This window comes from Flavobacterium pallidum (genome assembly GCF_003097535.1).
Taxonomy (GTDB): Bacteria; Bacteroidota; Bacteroidia; order Flavobacteriales; family Flavobacteriaceae; genus Flavobacterium; species Flavobacterium pallidum.
The window spans coordinates 2,333,043-2,351,698 of sequence record NZ_CP029187.1 but is presented as its reverse complement, the minus strand read 5'-3'; the positions used below and the strand labels follow the sequence as shown (position 1 = coordinate 2,351,698).

Here is an 18,656-nt window from a genome sequence, read left to right as displayed (position 1 = left end):
CCGGGATTTTCATTATCAATTATTAATTGTCAATTATCTTAAGCCAAAGCTGCCTTCACCTGATCAGCCGCTTCCTGGAATTGTACTGCAGATAAAATCGGCATTCCGGAGTTGTCAATCATTTCTTTGGCAAGCTCAGCATTTGTCCCCTGTAAACGTACAATAATCGGCACTTTAATGCTATCACCCATATTCTTGTATGCATCGATAACACCCTGCGCCACACGGTCACAACGTACGATTCCTCCAAAAATATTAATCAGGATAGCTTTTACATTCGGGTCTTTCAGGATGATACGGAAAGCAAGCTCTACACGTTTCGCATCTGCTGTTCCTCCAACGTCAAGGAAGTTCGCAGGCTCAAAACCGGCATACTTAATCAAATCCATAGTCGCCATCGCCAGTCCGGCTCCATTTACCATACAGCCTACGGTTCCGTCAAGGTCAACATAGTTCAATCCGGCAGCTTTTGCTTCCACTTCGATTGGGTTTTCCTCGCGTACATCACGCATTTCAGCCAATTTCGGGTGTCTGTATAATGCATTGTCATCAAGGTTTACCTTCGCATCAACTGCAATAATCTTATTATCCGAAGTTTTCAACACCGGGTTGATCTCGAACATTGATGCATCAGAACCGATATAAGCACTATATAAAGATCCTACGAAAGATACCATTTCCTTAAATGCATTTCCTGAAAGTCCCAGGTTGAACGCAATCCTCCTTGCCTGGAAAGCCTGCAATCCTACAGATGGATCGATTTCTTCAGTAAAAATCAAATGTGGCGTATGTTCAGCCACTTCTTCAATATCCATTCCGCCTTCAGTGGAGTACATGATCATGTTACGTCCTTTAGCCCTGTTCAGCAAGACTGACATATAAAACTCAGAGGTTTCGCTTTCACCAGGATAATACACATCCTCAGCAATCAAAACTTTGTGTACTTTCTTACCTTCAGCGGATGTTTGTGGGGTAATCAATTGCATTCCGATGATTTGCTCAGCCAGTTCTTCGACCTGTTGCAGGTTTTTAGCCAATTTCACGCCGCCGCCTTTACCGCGTCCTCCGGCATGGACCTGTGCTTTAATCACATGCCATCCTGTTCCGGTTTCTGCCGTCAGTTGTTTCGCCATCGCTACCGCTTCCTGAGGATTATTGGCCACATAGCCGCGTTGTACTTTTACGCCATAGCTGGCTAATATTTCTTTTCCCTGGTATTCGTGTATGTCCATAATGAAGTTTTTGACTGTTTTGGCCTGTTGTTTCAGGTGGCACAAAAATAAATAAATTATACTGATTAAGGAAAGAAATTTTCGTTTTTATCAGGAGCTCTATCCTGCTCTGCGGCTTTATCTTTTCCCTGCTAAAAGAGCAGGAAAAAGGATACCACCTGCGATCAGGGCTAAAAATCCGCGGCATATCAGGCAACCTTTTCCGGATTTCGAAATCTCATACGAAACCACCTAATACAATTGTTATGAAAAAGATCTTACTGCTACCGATTTTATTAATTGCCATGTGTTTTGCATCCTGCAATGATGACGACATCAATACCCAGACCCTCTCCGGCGAATGGGCACTCACATCCGGAAACGGCACCATCAGTGGGCGCACCGATACATTTGCTTTTGGCGAAATCACCTGGACGTTTCACAAAAACCATACCGTGGACATTGTGAATACCGTCACCGATACCGATAAGCTTTCAGGGCTGCCCAGCGGGAAGTACAATTACACCGTACAGAATAGCAATGAGGTGGAAGGCTGCCCTAAGAAAATTACTATAGGGACGGCAGTGTTTGGATGCGCTTCAGTTTCTCCACAGGAGATACAAATCAGTGATGGATTTGCAGATGGTGTCGGATATCAATTGGTGCCCATGCCCGAGGTTATACTTTTTTAAACCGTAAATGTTGCAATAAAGTCTGGTTTAAAGCTAAAGCCTGTTGTAAGGGTTTTCATAATTTTACGTCTGAATCCAAACACGTAAATTATGAAAACCCTTAAATTTATTACCCTTTTATTTATCGCAGTCTCTTTATGGAGTTGTAATGATACCGAAGGAGCGCCAAGCGATGGCTCAGAAGAAGTACTGCTGGGCACCTGGAAAATGACTAAAGCCTATGGAGGCATTTCCGGAACTGTTTACAATATCCCGCAAGGTGAAATTGTCTGGACTTTCAATATCCAGGCTAATACCCTTACTGTAGTGAACAACCATAACCCGGACGGGTTTGATGGCAGCCTAGCCAGCGGAACATACACTTACCAGATTGTTGATGCTGTAGGCGAATCACCGTGCCGTAAAACACTGGTCATTGATGGTAGTGACTTTGGCTGTTTTTCAAGGACAGACACCGGCCTGACCATCAGCCAGGTTCATACTGACGGGCTGATGCTGGATTTTGTTGAATAAACATGTAAATTCGATTGCTACGGTTACAAATAAAACTATTTGTTACATTTTGTTATTTCCTGATAAGTCTTTTGGCTGCAATGAACGATTGCTATAGTTTTGTAAAAAACTTTACAGTATGCAGCCAAAAGACTTATTATCGTTATCGGAGCAATTCGGGAGTCCGCTTTACGTATATGACGCCCAAAAGATCGAATCGCAATATACACGACTTACTTCAGCATTTTCGAAAGTCAATAGCCTAAGGATTAATTATGCAGTTAAGGCTTTATCCAACATTTCAATTTTAAGGCTGTTTAAGAACATCGGTGCTGGACTGGATACCGTTTCAATCCAGGAAGTGCAACTGGGGTTGCATGCCGGTTTTGAAGCTGAGAAAATCATCTACACCCCGAATGGCGTATCGTTTGAAGAAATCGAGGAAGCCGCGCAATTGGGCGTACAGATCAACATCGACAATCTTTCGGTATTAGAGCATTTCGGCACCAAGCATCCGAAAGTTCCCGTTTGCATCCGCATTAATCCCCATGTGATGGCTGGTGGGAACAGCAACATTTCTGTGGGGCATATCGACAGCAAGTTTGGGATTTCGATCCACCAGATGCCGCATATCTTAAGGATTGTTGAAAATACCGGCATGCATATTAACGGCATCCATATGCATACGGGTTCCGATATCCTGGATATCGAAGTATTTTTATATGCCGCAGAAATCCTTTTTGATGCTGCTAAAAATTTCAGGGAATTGGATTTTCTCGATTTCGGAAGCGGATTCAAGGTACCTTATAAAAAAGGCGATATCCAGACCGATATTGAGGAATTAGGTAAAAAATTGTCGAAAAGGTTCAATGCTTTTGAAAAAGAATATGGCCGCGCATTGACATTGGCATTTGAACCGGGAAAATTCCTTGTCAGTGAAGCGGGATTCTTTCTGGCCAAAGTAAATGTAGTCAAACAAACCACATCAACTGTATTTGCAGGCATCGACAGCGGTTTCAACCATTTGATACGCCCGATGCTGTACGGATCGCAGCACCACATCGAAAACATTTCCAACCTGAAGGGCAAAGAGCGTTTTTATACCGTCGTAGGGTACATCTGCGAAACCGATACGTTTGCCAACAACCGCCGCATCCACGAAATCAATGAAGGGGATATTTTGTGTTTCCACAATGCTGGTGCGTATTGCTTTTCGATGTCGTCAAATTACAATTCGAGGTTTAAACCCGCAGAAGTGCTTTGGTATAAAGGGAAAGGGATTTTAATCAGGGAAAGGGAGACTCTTGAAGATTTGCTGAAAAATCAGGTTGCGATTGATATTGAGTAATTTTTTAACCTTGCGAAATCTTTGCGTACTTGCGGTGAATTGCTTTTTAACCGCAAAGTCACAAAGGAGTGGCGGAAGTGACGCTATGTTTTGAAAACTTTGCGAAATCTTTGCGCACTTTACGGTTTACTTCACTTAAGAATACATCACAAAAGCGCGATGTACTTTGCCTGCTTCATTAAAGAAAAGATTTTCTGCCGATTTACGGCCCGTTGCTGTATTGATATAATAAATCGTCAGGCTGTTGATGCCTGTTAAAACATCAATGATTTCAAAATGCAGGTTTGGAATCCTTTCGAGCCCGATTTGCCAATAAGCGCGGACATTGTCCCTGCCTTCAACGATGCCATCATTATCGGGTAAAAGTTTGGCAGCCATGGGGGTTTCTATAATAAAATCATCCGAATAATGCGACAGGATGGTGTCGAGGTTGTGGGAATTCCAAGCGGCAGCCCAATTTGCGGCAAATGATCTTGCTAAGTCTTCTGTAATCATTATTGCTGGTTTAAAATTTCGGGTAATACCTGGCATTCGGATCCGTTTGGGAAAGTGATGCTGAGTTTTTGTGCCAATGTCGGGGCGATTTGCGTAATCGCTTTCTTATCATGCGAGATGCCTTTATGGATATGCCAGCCGTAAAATATCGCCGGAACATGCGTATCATAGCTGTATGGAGTTCCGTGCGAGGTCCCCGTCGCGCCGTATTCAATATAACCGGGACGGAATAGGACGACAAGGTCGCCGTTTTCGCGTGGATCATACCCTTTGGCAATAAAATTCAGGTAAAAATCATTGCCTGTGGCGTGCAGTATTTCTTCTTTTGAATAGACGCGCTTTGTCTGCGGAAGCGTCATCAGGTAATCCGAAAGGGACGTTTTTACTTTTTCCATATCAAGCGATTTGTCTTTTAAAGCCTGCCTGTTCAGAAAAACATTGTTGTTTGAAAAATCGGCAATGACATCAGTGCCGAAAGTATCGGTCGAAAACCGCTTCAGGTTTTTAGACATTTCCCCGAAAGGGATGTTGGCCACATTGTATTTATTGTCTTTCAGGAAGGTCACGTTCTCAGCACCGGCATGGTCTGCGGTGAGGAACATCAGGTAATTTCCTTTACCCACTTTCTTATCGAGATAAGCAATCAGGTCGGCAATGTTACGGTCCAGCCTAAGGTAGGTGTCCTGAAGTTCTACAGAGCGCGGCCCGATGATGTGCCCGACATAATCTGTTGATGAAAAACTTACGGTCAGGAAATCAGTATCATTATCAGAGCCTAAACCTTCTTTATCGATGGCTTCCTTCGCAAAATCCAGCAACAAATCATTCCCGAAAGGCGTGGCACGTAAAATCCCGGCATCATTATTCGCATACATTTCCTTTAAATTATAAGGGAAAACGGGCGATTTGCCATACAGCTTCCCTTCATATTTATTGTCGTCGGCGAGGCTTTCATTATAGGTTTCTTTTGGCATAAGCAGATCCCAGCCTTTATCGATGTAGGGCATGAATCTCTTTTGTGCATTAAAATTGGTTGCCCAATCCGGCAATTGCGTTCCGTAAAAAGTACTGGAGATGAATTCGCCTGTTTTGCTGTACCAGAACGCCCAATTGGCAAAATGCCCGGCAGGCAAAATTGCGCCTCGGTCCTTTAAGCTCATCCCTATGACTTTTCCTTTGAAGTTTGTTGACAAACGCAATTCGTCAGTGATGGTGGTGGCAAGCAGGTTTTTCGGAGACATGGCACCTTCCTGTCGGGTGCCTCCGCCAATGGTTGTTACCGTTTCATCATCGGTGCAGTAACGTTCCTTTCCGGTACTGGCAGAATACCATTCGTTGCTGACGATGCCGTGTACCGAAGGCGTTGTGCCGGTGTAGATCGAAGCATGCCCGGGAGCGGTGTAGGTGGGCATGTAATTGTAATGCATGTTTTCAAATACAAAACCTTCACTCATGAGTTTTTTGAAACCGTTTGCGGTGAAGTCATTCGAGAAACGGTACAGGTAGTCCATCTTCATCTGGTCGACGACGATCCCGACCACCAGTTTTGGACGTTGCTGTGCTGAGAGGCCTAACGATATCAGCAGTAATAAAAGCAATTTCTTTTTCATATGATTTAAAAGTTGTGCAGCTGTTTTTTGGCCGCTTCAAAGTCGGTGATGACTTCTTCGATGATTTCCTTTACCGGCCTGATGTCGTGAATCAATCCGGACACCTGCCCTATTTCGAGTTCGCCTTCGATGAGATCGCCTTCGAACATGCCGCGTTTGGCACGGGCGCGCCCGAGGAGTTCGTTCAACGCTTCTTTGGTGGGCGCTTTGGTGTATAAATCCTGGATATCCTGGTAGAATTTGTTCTTGATCAATCGTACGGGAGCCAGTTCCTTTAAGGTAACATGCGTCTCCCCTTCCTCGAGCCCGATGATCATTTGCTTGAATGCCTCATGCGAGGAGCTTTCGATAGAGGCGGCAAAACGGCTTCCCATCTGTACGCCGTCGGCACCGAGTACCATGGCGGCAAGCATGCCCTTACCGGTGGCGATTCCGCCTGCCGCTATTAACGGGATGCTGATCTTTTCCTTCACCATAGGGATCAGGGTGAACGTTGTCGTTTCCTCGCGCCCGTTATGCCCGCCGGCTTCAAAACCTTCCGCTACGACAGCATCGACTCCGGCTTCCTGGGCTTTCAATGCGAATTTGGAACTGCTGACGACATGCACGACGGTGATGCCTTTTTCTTTCAGTAAAGCGGTCCACGTTTTAGGATTTCCTGCAGAAGTAAAGACAATCTTTACCGCTTCCTCAACAAGGATATTCATGATTTCTTCGATGTTCGGGTATAGCATCGGGACGTTTACGCCGAAGGGCTTATCCGTTGCGGCTTTACACTTCCGGATGTGGGTGCGCAATACATCGGGATACATCGATCCGGCACCTATCAGTCCCAAACCTCCGGCATTGCTGACGGCACTGGCGAGCTTGTAGCCGCTGTTCCAAATCATGCCACCTTGTATTATGGGGTATTGGATTTTAAAAAGGCTTGTAATTTTGTTCATGGAAAGAAACGGTTATTGTTTTATGATCCTGCCGGTTGCGTGGATGTTATCGGCAGAAATTCTGTAAAGGTATATGCCCTGTGCGAGTCGTTGCAGGTTTATCTGCGAAAGCGCTGTGGTAATCTGCTGTTGCAAAACCAGTTGCCCGGTGGTGTTGTAAAGATAGATTTCGGCATTGGCAGCAAAATCAGCGGTTTTAATGGAAAGCGTTTCTTTTACCGGGTTGGGATAAACGGCATACGAAGGCAGTACATTATCATCGATACCGGCGGCAATGACAGCAGCGGCAAAATCGGGAATACCATAACCGTAGAGTGCATCGGGGTTGGTGTAATGGTCTGCGGATTGCCGGATCAGGCTGACGATCTCTGCATTGGACTTATCGGGTAATGCCTGCCAGAGACAGGCTGTGAGCCCCGCGATAATGGGTGCTGAAAACGACGTCCCGTTGGCCGCCTGTATCTCGCCGGAACTGTTTACTACGATGGCCTGTTCGCCCTGGGCGGTGATGTCCGGTTTTACACGTCCGTCGGCACTTGGACCGATGGAACTGAAGACAGCATGTTGCTCATTGGCATCTACCGCGCCTACCGCCAGTACGTTCAGGGCATCGGCGGGGACACCGATATGCGGGTCGGTAGCGCTGGCACCGGAATTCCCGGCCGAAGCCACTACGACAATGCCGCGGGTAAAAGCGATGTCGGCACCGCGTGAAATAAACGCCTTGGTACCATTCATATCGTTGTAATCATAGTTGTATGCAGCGTTTACGAAGTGAAAATACCCTAATGATGTCGTGATGATGTCTACACCCAAACGATCGGCTTCTTCCGCGGCTTCGACCCAAAGTGATTCCTCTAAGGGGTTTTCGTCAAGATTGCTTTCGGTGATAAAGAGGTAATAATCGGCATCGGGGGCGGAGCCGACCATCTGGTTCTCCACGTACGCGCCCATGGTGGAGAGTACTGCCGTGCCGTGGTTGTTTGACGTATAGAAGTTTGGCGCCCTGTTTACAAAATCATAGCCGCCGAGGATGTGGTTGTTGTTGCGCAGCCGCGAAAAGGCATCGAGCACATCTACGCCGGGAAAGCCTGCATCGAGTACGGCAATGACCTTTCCGGCACCCGTGTAATCATCGATATGGAGCTGGTTGCCGTGGAGCATGGCTACCTGGTTCTGCGAATTGCCGTAGGGCAGGTTGACCATGATTTCCTGCGCCTTGAGGAACGATGCGGGGCGGTGGGACATGGCGGGCCTGTTGCCGTTGGTGTCAAGCGCATCATCGGCGAAATCTATGGCACTTACGAAGGTGTAATCCAGCAATGACTGTATGTCGGCGACGGTACCGCGAACGTGTACGGCGTTCAGCCATTTCGATTTGGCGTACACGGTCACGCCGGGTGTCGACGATAGCGTATTGATGTAATCCTGGCTGATGGGAACATCCTTGAGGTCCAGTGCGATATTTTGTGCGGCGCGGCGGTCGAGGGACCTTTGCGTGAGCATGGTCAGGGGATTGGCGAGGTAGGTGGCGGCGTTGGGCTTGTCGGTGAAGTATATCCAGGCATCCTGTTGTGCTGACAGTGCCGTGGAGAGGGTTAGGAATAGTATGAGGATAACTTTTTTCATAGCATTTGAAAAGATAGTTCAAATTTAGGGAAAAAGTTTGGATGTCGGTGAGTTTGGAAGTATGGTCTTATTTCTTCTTTTGTCTTGACCATAGGCGCAGCCGACTGAGCGGAGCTAAACAAAAGAAGCAAAAATTCAAGCCTCACCCCCTTCTGGCTACGCCCAGTTCGGCCGCTGGCCTCGGGTCAGCGAGCTGCTATTCCTTGATTCCTAACCCGAGCGCATTAGCGCGAACAGGCGAAGCAAATCAAAAAACTCGCTGCGCTCAGACAGTTTTGATTTTTTAACGGAATCTTCGGAATGCAGGTGCCCGCTTCGAAGCGGAAGCGCGGAGTGACATGCTCCAGTTGCAGTCGCAGCTTCAGTCACGGTGACAGTTTGGGGTTGAGTACCTGATCCATATTACGGGTGGAAGTTTGAATGCAGGGTTGGGAGACTGGCATAAAAAAAGCGCCGTAGGGGTCGGCGCATTGGGGGGACTTGAGGGTACCGCCAATTATGACTCCCTGAGCTCGATGGCCATGCGGTCGCTGCGGTGCTGGTTCACGGAAATGGCGTGGGACTGGTCCTGGTAGCCGTGAAGGCGGAAGTGCAGGATGTGGACGCCGTCCGGAAGGGTCTGAAAGCGGAAGTTGCCTTTATCGGTGGTCCTGACCGTGTCCGGAAGGCCATCGATGGCGACGCTGACGTATCGCAGCGGGTTGCCGGTGTTGTCTGTCACGCTGCCCGTGGCGGCATAAGGGCGTGCGGCGGTTTTGATTGCGGTGCGGCGGTTGCGGTAGTCGGCATAGAAGGCCGGTTCGCGCTTGCGCAGCATGTTGGCGAGCGTATCGAGCGCGGTCGCGGCGGCCTGTGCGTCGTTGAAGCCTTCGAGGAGCTGTAGCGAGGCTTCCTTTTCGCTGAGCTGGTTCTCGCGTGGCTTTGGCATCAGCGCGCCGAAAAGCGCGATGGTGTCGGTGAGGACGGTGTTGCCGCTTTTTGGGATGCCGTAGGCCTCGAGCTGGGTGGCGTAGGGCTGCATTGCCGTGACGAGGTTGGTGGCGGTGGCGAACAGGTTGTGGTCCCTCATCTTTTGGAGCGTGTTGACACTCAGGTTCCATTCCTCTGCGAGGGTCACATCCTTCAGCCTGGTGCTCAGGGCACAGAGCGCTGCGGCACTGTTGAACACGGCCTCTTCGAGCGCGAGGCGCGCCTCCTTCTTGTTGCCGGTGGCACGCTGGGCGTAGTGCAGCTGTGCTGCGGATGCCTGCTCGATCTTTGCAATGGCGGCCCTGAGGGCCGCGAGATGCAGCAGGGCATCGGGCATTTGGGCGAGGATTGCCGGATCGGCTTCGGTTTCGATGGCTGCGGTCACGATGTATGACGCGAGCTTGTTTTTTTGCTTTCCATTCATCTTTATAAAGTGTTATGGGTTAGGAATATTGGCTCGCTTCTGGCGAACCATGCGACGAAATAAGCAGTTTATTTCTTAATATTTTGTTACTAATTTACCTTTATAACAACTTTAACAGTATTATGTTTTAAAATATGTGATTTTTTGTGATTAAATGTCAATTCGGGCATGATGTGTTTCCCGGCAGCGACAGCACACCGTATGGCCGGCGCGCGAACGTCGATGGCATGGGCGCGAACGTCGATGGAAGGAACGCGAAGATTGATGGAGCGGGCGCGAACGTCAGTGGCGAGCACGCGAACGTCGATGGCGGGGACGTGAAGGTCGATGGCAGGGGCGCGAACGTCGATGGCGTGGGCGCGAACGTCGGTGGCGGGCACGCGAACGTCGGTGGCAAGGACGCGAACGTCCATGGCGAGGGCGCGAAGGTTGATGGTTGGAACGCGAAGGTTGATGGTTGAGGCGCGAAGGTTGATGGCGGGGTTACAAAAGTATGTGGTGGGTTTGGGACGTTTTTGTGGGTTGTAGTTGTAGATGGTCGTTGATAGATGTTTGTTGTCGTTTATTTTGGGGATTTGGGATTGTGTAGGAAAAGTTTGGGTATATTTGAGGGTTAGTAGAAAATTTTTAATTTATCATAATGAATAATATGGAAGAAAAACTTAAATACATTATTACTCGTTACGACAATTATATTAACTTTTCAAATGTAAAAGGTTCATTTATTGTCACATTGAATACATTCATTGTCGGAGCGGTTCTAGTTAACAGAACATTTATTTCAGAAAAAATAAACCTTGATTATCACCCCTTTTTCGAAATTCTTTTGTTAACCCTATGTTTTGCAGCACTCGTTATATTATTTTTTACAATCCGAGCTTTATTCCCATATACCCTTTCTGGCAATTCTTCTAAAGATGAATATCATTCACATATATATTTCGGATCAGTTAGCAAATTTGAAAACGCAAAAGAATATATATCTTCATTATCTAAACTCGACGACAATAAATTTGCAGAAGATCTAGCAACACAAGCATTCGTGCTTGCTAAAGGCGTAACGCGAAAATATAAAATGTTAGATATATCAATGCATATAATTTATCTTGAACTTGTAATATTCCTCGCAATATTTATCTTGATCTTAGTCTAATATGAGCCCAACATTTACAAATTCGCTTTCAACAATTGATACAATTTTATCAAAAAATCGCAATTTCTCGACAAGAGAATTACATACTTTTAGTAAGGCTAACGAAAATTCTGAAAATTTGACTATTCCGGTTAAATATGAAACGAACAAAACTCTCATCGAATATGACCGAAACTTTATACTAGAAAATTTTGGATCAAATGATTATGCATTCGAAAAAGTTACGATTGGCAGTCATCCTGACTTTCACGATCTAGATCACACTAACTACTTAATGCACCATTGTGTTTCGATGTTTGTTGACATCAAAGGTTCAACCAAATTAGTCGACAACTATACTTTGCCAGAAATAAGACTCATTAAAGACACATTAATTTCACTAGTAGTTTTGGTCGCAAACCAATTTGGCGGACATATTCAACGCCTTCAGGGTGATGGAGTCTTTATATCGTTTGTGAGAAGAAATCGACAGCCCGTGAATTCGATTGTGAATGCTTTAAATGCTTCATCGATATTAGCACATTTCGTCTCTACAGATTTAGCTGATATATTTAAAAAAAATGAAATCAAACCTTTAAGAGTTAGAATTGGTATCGATTACGGTGACGATAAAAATGTTCTTTGGTCTTACTATGGATTGTATGGCTGCGATGAGCTTACAACCACAAGTCTTCATACAGATATGGCTGCAAAGTTGCAAGCAAAAGCTTTTGACAATTCCATAATTATTGGAAATAATATTGTTCAAGCTTTAGATTTGACAAGGAACGAAATTAGCAATTATTACAATGATAAAAATACCCGAGAGGAAGTTTATTATGTGACTTCAACCCTAACGTACAAATTTTACGTTTTTGAATGGAAGAACTACCTGAGTATTCATCCAAACTTCAAAAAATTGACGAATGGGAATCTTAAACATGAAAAAAAACATATTTATCTTGAATGTGAATACACCTTCGAAAATACCACATTTAAATATTTTCCAAATGCAAATGGTATTCCTAAAGGCTCTAAAATTGTATTCAAGCTATTTGAAACAGGACATGCATACACACGTAAAAATTTTGAGGAACTAAAATGGACAATCTTTAATACCGGTTCAGAAGCAGCATTAGACAAAAATGTAACACAAGAAATTGATAAAGAATCAAAAAACTTAACACATTGTTCTGTTGATGCTAAGTATCTTGGATTACATAAAATTCAATGTAAAATTTGCCGACCTCATTCAGAAAATCAAAATATTGAATTTCCTGTAATAGTGTATTAAGACTCTACAAACAGCTGTTGATGTAGCTTCTCCTCTTTTGTAAAATGAAAGGTCTTTTTCCATAATTTCATTTTGTCCAGCCGAGATGCATGTCTTCAAAAATAGCAACTGATTTGTTGATAGGAACGTTAACTCTTTTCCCTAAAAACGAACGCCAAAAAGTAGTAGATTTGAAAAAACTTTAAAGTAAGTAAAATGAAATTAATTAAAATTGAATCAACTACTGGAGCAGATTGGCACATTGATCCCAAAGAAATTGCGGGGATAGTTGATCATATAGAATTTAGAACTATATTTTTTAAAGGAGGATGTAAAGAAACATTTTTGACTACAAGTTTAAAAGTCGATGAAATTAAACAAATTGTTAATCCACCGCAACCTTCGACTGCTGACATATTAAACAATGCAAAAAGAGAGTATAATGGTTGATTTAAAATTAGAAAAAGCAGGCGGTAATAAAAATTATCTTATCTGAATTTTTAAACATTTATTATTAATTAATGGTAATAAAAAATTAAATCTACGGTGTGAATTTATTTCCTTATTCCTAACCCTGTAAAAGGAACCAACTTATCCCATAACTCCTTTTTACAAATCCGAATAACTAAGCTTTTGGACTGTTTTCAATGCCGATATGGGCCTAAAGACATAAAATACTAAGCCTAATTTCAAATCCACCCATGAACGAAAATGAAAAAACGGTAGTTGCGTTTCTCAGGATGATGTCGGAGCGGCGCAGTGAAGACGCATTTGAGACCTTTTACCACCGCGATGCGGAACAGGTCGAATATCCCAACCTGGTTACGAAAAATGTGGCCATAAGGACTCTTGGGGATTTGAAAGCCGGCTCTGAACGGGGCCGCAAAATCATGTCTAAGGAAGATTATGAAATCAAGAAGCTTTACAGCTTTGACGATACCGTCATCCTGGAAGCGGTATGGAAAGGCACGCTGTCCATTGCGCTGGGAAAGCTCGGCCCCGGGGACCAGATGACGGCTTATTTTGCACAGTTTTTTGAATTTAAGGAGGGTAAGATATTCCGGCAGAGGAATTATGATTGCTTTGAGCCTTTGGAGTAGAATAAGGCTGCGGGGGGCGGTTTGGGTTCCGGATGTGGTTGGTGTTTGTAAAATGAGGATGTTTTTGTATAACTTCGGTTTGCATGGCATCCGCTGCGGGAGCGTCCAAAAATCGTTAACTTCGCATAAGCCCCGAAAGATTTGCCGATATTGTGCGATACGGAGAAAGCGATAACCTTTAACCAATTCCAAAATCCTAAACCAAAATGAAAAAAATCTTTACGCTTTTATTTACGATGGCATTGTTCCAATCTGGTGTTTCACAGATATCACTGGAACATACTTATCCGAATTCTATGGCTGCAATGGCCGGAATCAATCTCAGTGATTCCGGATTTAAGTACCGCATGGTGGATCCAGATGCCAATCAGGTGGTATTGTACAATCCTGACCATTCTATTTTTAAGAGCATGGCGTTTGATCCTTACCCTGATGCCGGGAGGGTCACTGTCTGGTATATCTCTGAAAAAACCTTTGACCTGGACAACGGAGTGGAGTTTATGGTGAGTTACGGAAACCTCGATGACACGACACACCTTACAAGAATCTATAATGAAGATGGGACCATTTTATTTGAAAGGATTGGGGAAGTTCCTGCCTGGCTGGCTGAAAACGAACCTTCAGACGCGATCAATGCTATTTTCACGGCACCAGGCGGCACGAAAATGATCCTGAATTCCTCAGCCGACCATGCGGCAAAAGTGTACAGCCTGCCGGGTTCGCTTCCGCTGGCGTTGCATGAGCCGGATTCTCAAATCATTCATCCTGATATCAGATTGTTTCCAAATCCGACGAAAAACAATAAGATCAGCATTGCGTACACGTTGCCCGGAAATGTGAAAATTGGCAAGGTCACCATTTACAATATGTCCGGACAACCTGTAAAGACTTTTGAGGTGGACAATCACTTTAATACGATAGAATTAGATACCGGGAGTTTATCGGCGGGGACTTACGTATGCGAAGTGTCCGGCAATTCCGGGAGGATTTCAACGAGTCAGTTTATCGTACAAAATTAAGAGCAAAATCGATCAGCGGAATATAGTTTATTAAGTATCCTTATTATGAAAAGAAAAATATTTTTAGTTGTTATATGGCTTGTGATGTGTCCCATTTACGGACAGGTACATTTTGATGAAAGGGTCAACATTTATGACGTTGATTCATTAAGCGTTGATATTATTTATGATGATTTTGACAACGACAATGATATCGACCTGATAAAATACAGGACCTTTAATGAAAGAAATGTATTGCTGCAAAAAAATGAAAATGGGGATTTAAATTTAAAATTGCCAACACTTGTAGCCAGTGGTGTAAGTCCTATTGTGTCTTTGGATATGAATAACGACGGTTATCCCGACCTGATTACGTATCATACATTTGACACCATTGGAGTTTTATATAATCTGCACAATGACACCTTTAGTGAGGAACAAACATTGCTGAGCTTTGCCGGTTCCTATTCTATATCCCCGATTAAGTTCGACTACAATAACGACGGTTTTATTGATTTGATCGTAAAAAATAATGACGGTGACGCTTATGTGCTGCTAAACAACCAGAATGGTGGTTTTTTACCCGCACAATATTTAATGGAAGTGGGATTTGGCTCTACGAACATATACAAAATCGATGACATTGATAATGACGGTGACTATGATTTATATGTGCGCGACTTCTATAGTTTGAAAATTTACATCAATAACAATGGCACCTTCGTTGTATCCGACTCCCTTCAGATAACTTCAAGCTTCGAAGATTACGGAATACTGGACATCGACGGAAATGGATATAACGATGTCTTATATTGGGAAAATGACGCCATCAGGGCTAGATATTTCGGATTTGATCCCACTACACATCAGGTTATTGTCATCAATGATTCGGTTGTTGCGCCAGGGATTTCATATTATACATTTTCCAATAATGGCAGCGCCATATTTATCAAAAATACAGCGGCCGGGGTTTATGATGTTTACATTGCCTTAGAATCCCAATTGCATCATTCAGACGTCTACAAATTCAATATCAGCAATGGGGTTTTCAGCGCTCCTCAGGCGGTATTGCCGGACTTCGATATTAATGTATTCACGCTGGGCAATTATAAATTTCTCAACCTTAATGATAATGGCGCTATTGATTTTGTGTTTTCCTCCAGTTCCAACTCACAAAACATGATCCTTGTGAATTATGACATCGATAATTTGTCGGACCAGACCCAGTGTATACAACAAACCATCAATACAGATGGATTTACGGTAGTTGATATGGATGGTGATGGCGCGGAAGATGTTTGTATAGGGCAGCAGAACGGATTGGGTTATTTCAAAACGATGGTTAATAATGAATATGGTGCCATAAAAAATTTAATAGGCGTAATGGTGAACCCGAATGCCTCAATGTATACTTTGAATTACATTATGGATTTTGACAATGACGGCGTGGGCGATGTTATTGATTACAGTTCTTCAGACATGTACGCAAAAGTTTTTAGAAATTTAGGAGACGATCATTTTGTATATGTGCAAAATGTTGCTATCCCTGTCTTAACGGCAAAAATGCATTTTGCAGATATTGACAACGACGGGTTCAGGGATTTGCTTTTTCAAAAAAACCCTTATATCGCCGGCGACGAACTCATGTGGGCAAAAAATAATGGTATTGACTTTGGTAGTATCCAACCCATATCTTTTAATTATCCCCATGATGTTGATACGGTCTCATTGGATTTTGGTGATGTAAATAATAACGGTACCAGTGATATCCTGATGCTAAGTGATTATTATTCTAATAATGCATACCATTATGAAGTCATTTTAATTGAAAATCAGAACGGTGTTTTCTCTGCCATAAACATCGCAAGCCTGACAGGCAATTATGGCGATGGAGTGGTTAAAATAAAGGACTTCGATCAGGATGGCGATTTGGATTTTTTTATATATGATAAAAGTACAAGGCCTTTTTTATTTTATAGAAATGATGGCCAAAATAATTTTCACAAAATTGTTATCGAAAACATCAATATCCATGACATAGCGTTCGACGATAATGATGGAGATGGAAAATATGAAATCTATGCAACGAATTATAACCCAAATTCCTACTCAAGTGATATTTTTTATTACAGAACTACAGATTTTACAAATTTTACAAAATTTGGAATAGACTCGTTCGATACCTATTTTCAAGACAGGGCAGATTTATTATTATTCGATTACAACGGGGACAAGAAAAAAGACTTATTTGTCAGTAAACCAAATTTTGTCAGTGGTCTGGTATCGGTTTACATCAATTCCTCAAATACGCTTTCAGTAGCAGAAACTGCCGATAGTAACCATTTAAAAATTTTCCCTAATCCTTTTACGAATGCTATCCATTGGGATGGCGAAAATAATATGGATTACCAACTGCAATTATTTACCTTAGACGGTAAATTGATTCATGAAAGGAAAACCCCGGATAATAAAATGGATTTTTCGTTTTTGGAAAGCGGAATGTACATATTGGTTATCGAAAACCTGAATTCACATTCTAAAAACACCTGCAAGATCATAAAGAAATGATATGGATTTTACCGATTTCCGATTAAATAATTTAGCAAAAACGCATTCAAAATCAAGTAGGGAAACCGTGATATGCAGTCAAGGTTTGAATAAATAATTCCCGAGGCATATTGTCTTTTTAATTGTATGGCGGAAAATGCTTTTCAGTCACCCGCACTATATTCTGAAGGAATCCCAATTGCTAACGTGCAGTAAATCAAACGAAAAAACATTAGTTTTAAAAAAATCCAAAAATAAATTTGCATATTCCAAAACTTATCCGCTAACTTTGCGGCAAGTTCTTTAAAAGATTATTCTTATCCAGAAAGACCGAGGGAATTGACCCTATGACGTCTTGGCAACCTGTCGAAAGATAAGGTGCCACATTCAACCCTGAAAAGGGATAGATAAGCCAGCAAACTGTACGTTATAGTTCGAAATATATATGTGCGCTTCTGACTTGTCGGGAGCGCATTTTTTATTTTATGCGTTTTCGATATCTGGTTGGGAATATTTTTTAACAACAAAAATATTTACAACAATCTTTAAAACCATCAGAAAGATGAAAGAGCAAACCCAACTTTTGAACTACATCCCTGTAGATGAACTCACCGGATCGATTGCCGTCCCGATTTACCAGACTTCAACATTTGTACAGGAAGCGCCCGGCGTACACAAGGGCTTCGATTATGCCCGGAGCAACAACCCGACAAGGAAGGTCCTTGAGGATCTTGCCGCAAAACTTGAAAACGGCAAGAACGGCTTTGCATTCTCCAGCGGCCTCGCAGCGATTGATGCTGTCGTGAAGTTACTGTCTGCCGGCGACGAAATTATCGCTGTCGATGATATTTATGGCGGTGCGTTCCGTTTGTTTACGCAGGTTTATGAGAAATTCGGGATCAGCGTGACATATGTTGACGCTACGGATTCACAAAATGTAGCCGATGCCATTTCCGCAAAAACAAAACTCATCTGGATTGAATCGCCGACGAATCCTACATTGAAGATTTCAGATTTGAGGGCGATTGGGACAATAGCCAAAGCCAATGAAATTTTATTTTGCGTCGACAATACTTTTGCGTCACCGATTGCCCAGAAACCGATTGATTTCGGGGCTGATATTGTCGTACACAGCGCTACGAAATACATTTCCGGACACAGCGACCTGATTGCCGGATTGGTGATTACCGCGAACGACGACCTCGGTGCTAAAATCAAATTCATCCAGAATGCATCGGGTGCAATACTCGGCCCCTTTGACAGCTGGCTGGTGATCCGTGGGATTGAAACGCTGTCATTGCGTATCAAACAACATGCTGAAAATGCACAGAAAATTGCGGAATACCTGCAAAGCGAAGACCTTATTGCCAACGTGTATTATCCCGGCCTGCCAACGCACCATAACCATGGGATTGCTAAAAGCCAGCAGAAATATTTCGGCGGCGTGATTGCCTTCGACCTGAAAACCGATGATAAGGAACTGGCTTCAGCCATTGTTTCGAATACGAAATTATTCAAATTGGCGGAAAGCCTGGGCGGTGTGAAAAGCCTGTGTTGCCTGCCCTGCGAGATGACGCATAAATCGATCCCGAGGGAAAAGCGTTATGCATCGGGGGTGGTGGATAGTTTGATTAGATTGTCGGTCGGGTTGGAAGATGCGGAGGATTTGATTGACGATTTACGTCAGGCGTTAATAGTCGCGAAAGAAAACGTCCTGATTGCCACAGACTCAATTTAATCTCTAAACCGCAGCCCCGGTAGAGCCAATATCCTTTTTGCCTTCGTGGAGATT

General features: G+C 43.6%; 17 protein-coding genes and 1 riboswitch. Of the genes, 11 read left to right on the top strand and 6 right to left on the bottom strand.

The annotated features are described in order from the left end of the window. Positions 1-38 precede the first annotated feature (38 nt). Entirely contained in the window at positions 39-1,232 is a 1,194-nt protein-coding gene (sucC, locus tag HYN49_RS09620) for an ADP-forming succinate--CoA ligase subunit beta (RefSeq protein WP_108905022.1), read from the bottom strand. A gap of 245 nt (positions 1,233-1,477) precedes the next feature. Between sucC and HYN49_RS09615 the strand changes: the two genes are divergently transcribed. From HYN49_RS09615 to lysA, 3 genes are all read left to right on the top strand, one after another. After that, complete coding sequence (locus tag HYN49_RS09615; protein WP_108903912.1) at positions 1,478-1,903, top strand: hypothetical protein; 426 nt, start codon at positions 1,478-1,480, stop codon at positions 1,901-1,903. Between the two features lie 90 nt (positions 1,904-1,993). Then, positions 1,994-2,416 carry a hypothetical protein gene (locus HYN49_RS09610; protein WP_108903911.1) on the top strand — a complete coding sequence of 141 codons (423 nt, stop codon included), beginning with the start codon at positions 1,994-1,996 and terminating at the stop codon, positions 2,414-2,416. Positions 2,417-2,534: 118 nt separating this feature from the next. After that, positions 2,535-3,743, top strand: a complete 1,209-nt coding sequence (lysA, locus tag HYN49_RS09605) for a diaminopimelate decarboxylase (RefSeq protein WP_108903910.1) — start codon at positions 2,535-2,537, stop codon at positions 3,741-3,743. 135 nt (positions 3,744-3,878) lie between these two features. Here lysA and HYN49_RS09600 read toward each other — a convergent pair whose 3' ends face one another. The 5 genes from HYN49_RS09600 to HYN49_RS09580 form a co-directional block, all read right to left on the bottom strand. Continuing rightward, a complete protein-coding gene (locus HYN49_RS09600; protein ID WP_108903909.1) occupies positions 3,879-4,238 on the bottom strand; it encodes a nuclear transport factor 2 family protein in 360 nt (119 codons plus the stop codon). Next, the gene (gene pafA, locus HYN49_RS09595; protein WP_108903908.1) at positions 4,238-5,848 is read right to left on the bottom strand and encodes an alkaline phosphatase PafA; all 1,611 of its coding nucleotides are present in this window, start codon (positions 5,846-5,848) and stop codon (positions 4,238-4,240) included. The genes HYN49_RS09600 and pafA overlap by 1 nt, the downstream gene beginning before the upstream one ends. Positions 5,849-5,853: 5 nt before the next feature. Further along, positions 5,854-6,792, bottom strand: a complete 939-nt coding sequence (locus tag HYN49_RS09590) for an NAD(P)H-dependent flavin oxidoreductase (RefSeq protein WP_108903907.1) — start codon at positions 6,790-6,792, stop codon at positions 5,854-5,856. Between the two features lie 12 nt (positions 6,793-6,804). Next, a complete protein-coding gene (locus HYN49_RS09585; protein ID WP_108903906.1) occupies positions 6,805-8,421 on the bottom strand; it encodes a S8 family serine peptidase in 1,617 nt (538 codons plus the stop codon). Between the two features lie 496 nt (positions 8,422-8,917). Next, positions 8,918-9,814, bottom strand: a complete 897-nt coding sequence (locus tag HYN49_RS09580) for a carboxypeptidase regulatory-like domain-containing protein (protein WP_108903905.1) — start codon at positions 9,812-9,814, stop codon at positions 8,918-8,920. Positions 9,815-10,041: 227 nt separating this feature from the next. Between HYN49_RS09580 and HYN49_RS09575 the strand changes: the two genes are divergently transcribed. From HYN49_RS09575 to HYN49_RS09540, 8 genes are all read left to right on the top strand, one after another. Next, positions 10,042-10,275 (top strand): hypothetical protein, encoded by a 234-nt coding sequence (locus tag HYN49_RS09575; RefSeq protein ID WP_146185082.1) that lies wholly within the window; start codon positions 10,042-10,044, stop codon positions 10,273-10,275. A 188-nt stretch (positions 10,276-10,463) separates the two neighbouring features. Beyond that, the gene (locus HYN49_RS09570; RefSeq protein ID WP_108903903.1) at positions 10,464-10,967 is read left to right on the top strand and encodes a Pycsar system effector family protein; all 504 of its coding nucleotides are present in this window, start codon (positions 10,464-10,466) and stop codon (positions 10,965-10,967) included. Between the two features lies 1 nt (position 10,968). Next, a complete protein-coding gene (locus tag HYN49_RS09565; RefSeq protein WP_108903902.1) occupies positions 10,969-12,240 on the top strand; it encodes a nucleotide-binding domain-containing protein in 1,272 nt (423 codons plus the stop codon). A 195-nt stretch (positions 12,241-12,435) separates the two neighbouring features. Next, positions 12,436-12,669 (top strand): hypothetical protein, encoded by a 234-nt coding sequence (locus HYN49_RS09560; RefSeq protein ID WP_108903901.1) that lies wholly within the window; start codon positions 12,436-12,438, stop codon positions 12,667-12,669. A gap of 251 nt (positions 12,670-12,920) precedes the next feature. Then, positions 12,921-13,319 (top strand): nuclear transport factor 2 family protein, encoded by a 399-nt coding sequence (locus HYN49_RS09555; protein WP_108903900.1) that lies wholly within the window; start codon positions 12,921-12,923, stop codon positions 13,317-13,319. A 206-nt stretch (positions 13,320-13,525) separates the two neighbouring features. Beyond that, positions 13,526-14,338: a T9SS type A sorting domain-containing protein gene (locus HYN49_RS09550; protein WP_108903899.1), complete on the top strand. Its 813-nt coding sequence runs from the start codon at positions 13,526-13,528 to the stop codon at positions 14,336-14,338. An 84-nt stretch (positions 14,339-14,422) separates the two neighbouring features. Then, positions 14,423-16,885, top strand: coding sequence for a T9SS type A sorting domain-containing protein (locus HYN49_RS09545; RefSeq protein ID WP_181368939.1), 2,463 nt, complete (start codon positions 14,423-14,425; stop codon positions 16,883-16,885). Between the two features lie 293 nt (positions 16,886-17,178). After that, a riboswitch (SAM riboswitch) is annotated at positions 17,179-17,278 on the top strand. Positions 17,279-17,426: 148 nt separating this feature from the next. Next, a complete protein-coding gene (locus HYN49_RS09540) occupies positions 17,427-18,602 on the top strand; it encodes a trans-sulfuration enzyme family protein (RefSeq protein WP_108903897.1) in 1,176 nt (391 codons plus the stop codon). Positions 18,603-18,656 lie beyond the last annotated feature (54 nt).

What these genes read in the sequence shown, in the direction of transcription:
- HYN49_RS09585 (WP_108903906.1), bottom strand. Translation starts at nt 8,421, where the DNA reads ATGAAAAAAGTTATCCTCATACTATTCCTAACCCTCTCCACGGCACTG.
- HYN49_RS09545 (WP_181368939.1), top strand. Translation starts at nt 14,423, where the DNA reads ATGTGTCCCATTTACGGACAGGTACATTTTGATGAAAGGGTCAACATT.
- pafA (WP_108903908.1), bottom strand. Translation starts at nt 5,848, where the DNA reads ATGAAAAAGAAATTGCTTTTATTACTGCTGATATCGTTAGGCCTCTCA.
- HYN49_RS09580 (WP_108903905.1), bottom strand. Translation starts at nt 9,814, where the DNA reads ATGAATGGAAAGCAAAAAAACAAGCTCGCGTCATACATCGTGACCGCA.
- HYN49_RS09540 (WP_108903897.1), top strand. Translation starts at nt 17,427, where the DNA reads ATGAAAGAGCAAACCCAACTTTTGAACTACATCCCTGTAGATGAACTC.
- HYN49_RS09615 (WP_108903912.1), top strand. Translation starts at nt 1,478, where the DNA reads ATGAAAAAGATCTTACTGCTACCGATTTTATTAATTGCCATGTGTTTT.
- sucC (WP_108905022.1), bottom strand. Translation starts at nt 1,232, where the DNA reads ATGGACATACACGAATACCAGGGAAAAGAAATATTAGCCAGCTATGGC.
- lysA (WP_108903910.1), top strand. Translation starts at nt 2,535, where the DNA reads ATGCAGCCAAAAGACTTATTATCGTTATCGGAGCAATTCGGGAGTCCG.
- HYN49_RS09600 (WP_108903909.1), bottom strand. Translation starts at nt 4,238, where the DNA reads ATGATTACAGAAGACTTAGCAAGATCATTTGCCGCAAATTGGGCTGCC.
- HYN49_RS09560 (WP_108903901.1), top strand. Translation starts at nt 12,436, where the DNA reads ATGAAATTAATTAAAATTGAATCAACTACTGGAGCAGATTGGCACATT.
- HYN49_RS09570 (WP_108903903.1), top strand. Translation starts at nt 10,464, where the DNA reads ATGGAAGAAAAACTTAAATACATTATTACTCGTTACGACAATTATATT.
- HYN49_RS09555 (WP_108903900.1), top strand. Translation starts at nt 12,921, where the DNA reads ATGAACGAAAATGAAAAAACGGTAGTTGCGTTTCTCAGGATGATGTCG.
- HYN49_RS09610 (WP_108903911.1), top strand. Translation starts at nt 1,994, where the DNA reads ATGAAAACCCTTAAATTTATTACCCTTTTATTTATCGCAGTCTCTTTA.
- HYN49_RS09590 (WP_108903907.1), bottom strand. Translation starts at nt 6,792, where the DNA reads ATGAACAAAATTACAAGCCTTTTTAAAATCCAATACCCCATAATACAA.
- HYN49_RS09550 (WP_108903899.1), top strand. Translation starts at nt 13,526, where the DNA reads ATGAAAAAAATCTTTACGCTTTTATTTACGATGGCATTGTTCCAATCT.
- HYN49_RS09565 (WP_108903902.1), top strand. Translation starts at nt 10,969, where the DNA reads ATGAGCCCAACATTTACAAATTCGCTTTCAACAATTGATACAATTTTA.
- HYN49_RS09575 (WP_146185082.1), top strand. Translation starts at nt 10,042, where the DNA reads ATGGGCGCGAACGTCGATGGAAGGAACGCGAAGATTGATGGAGCGGGC.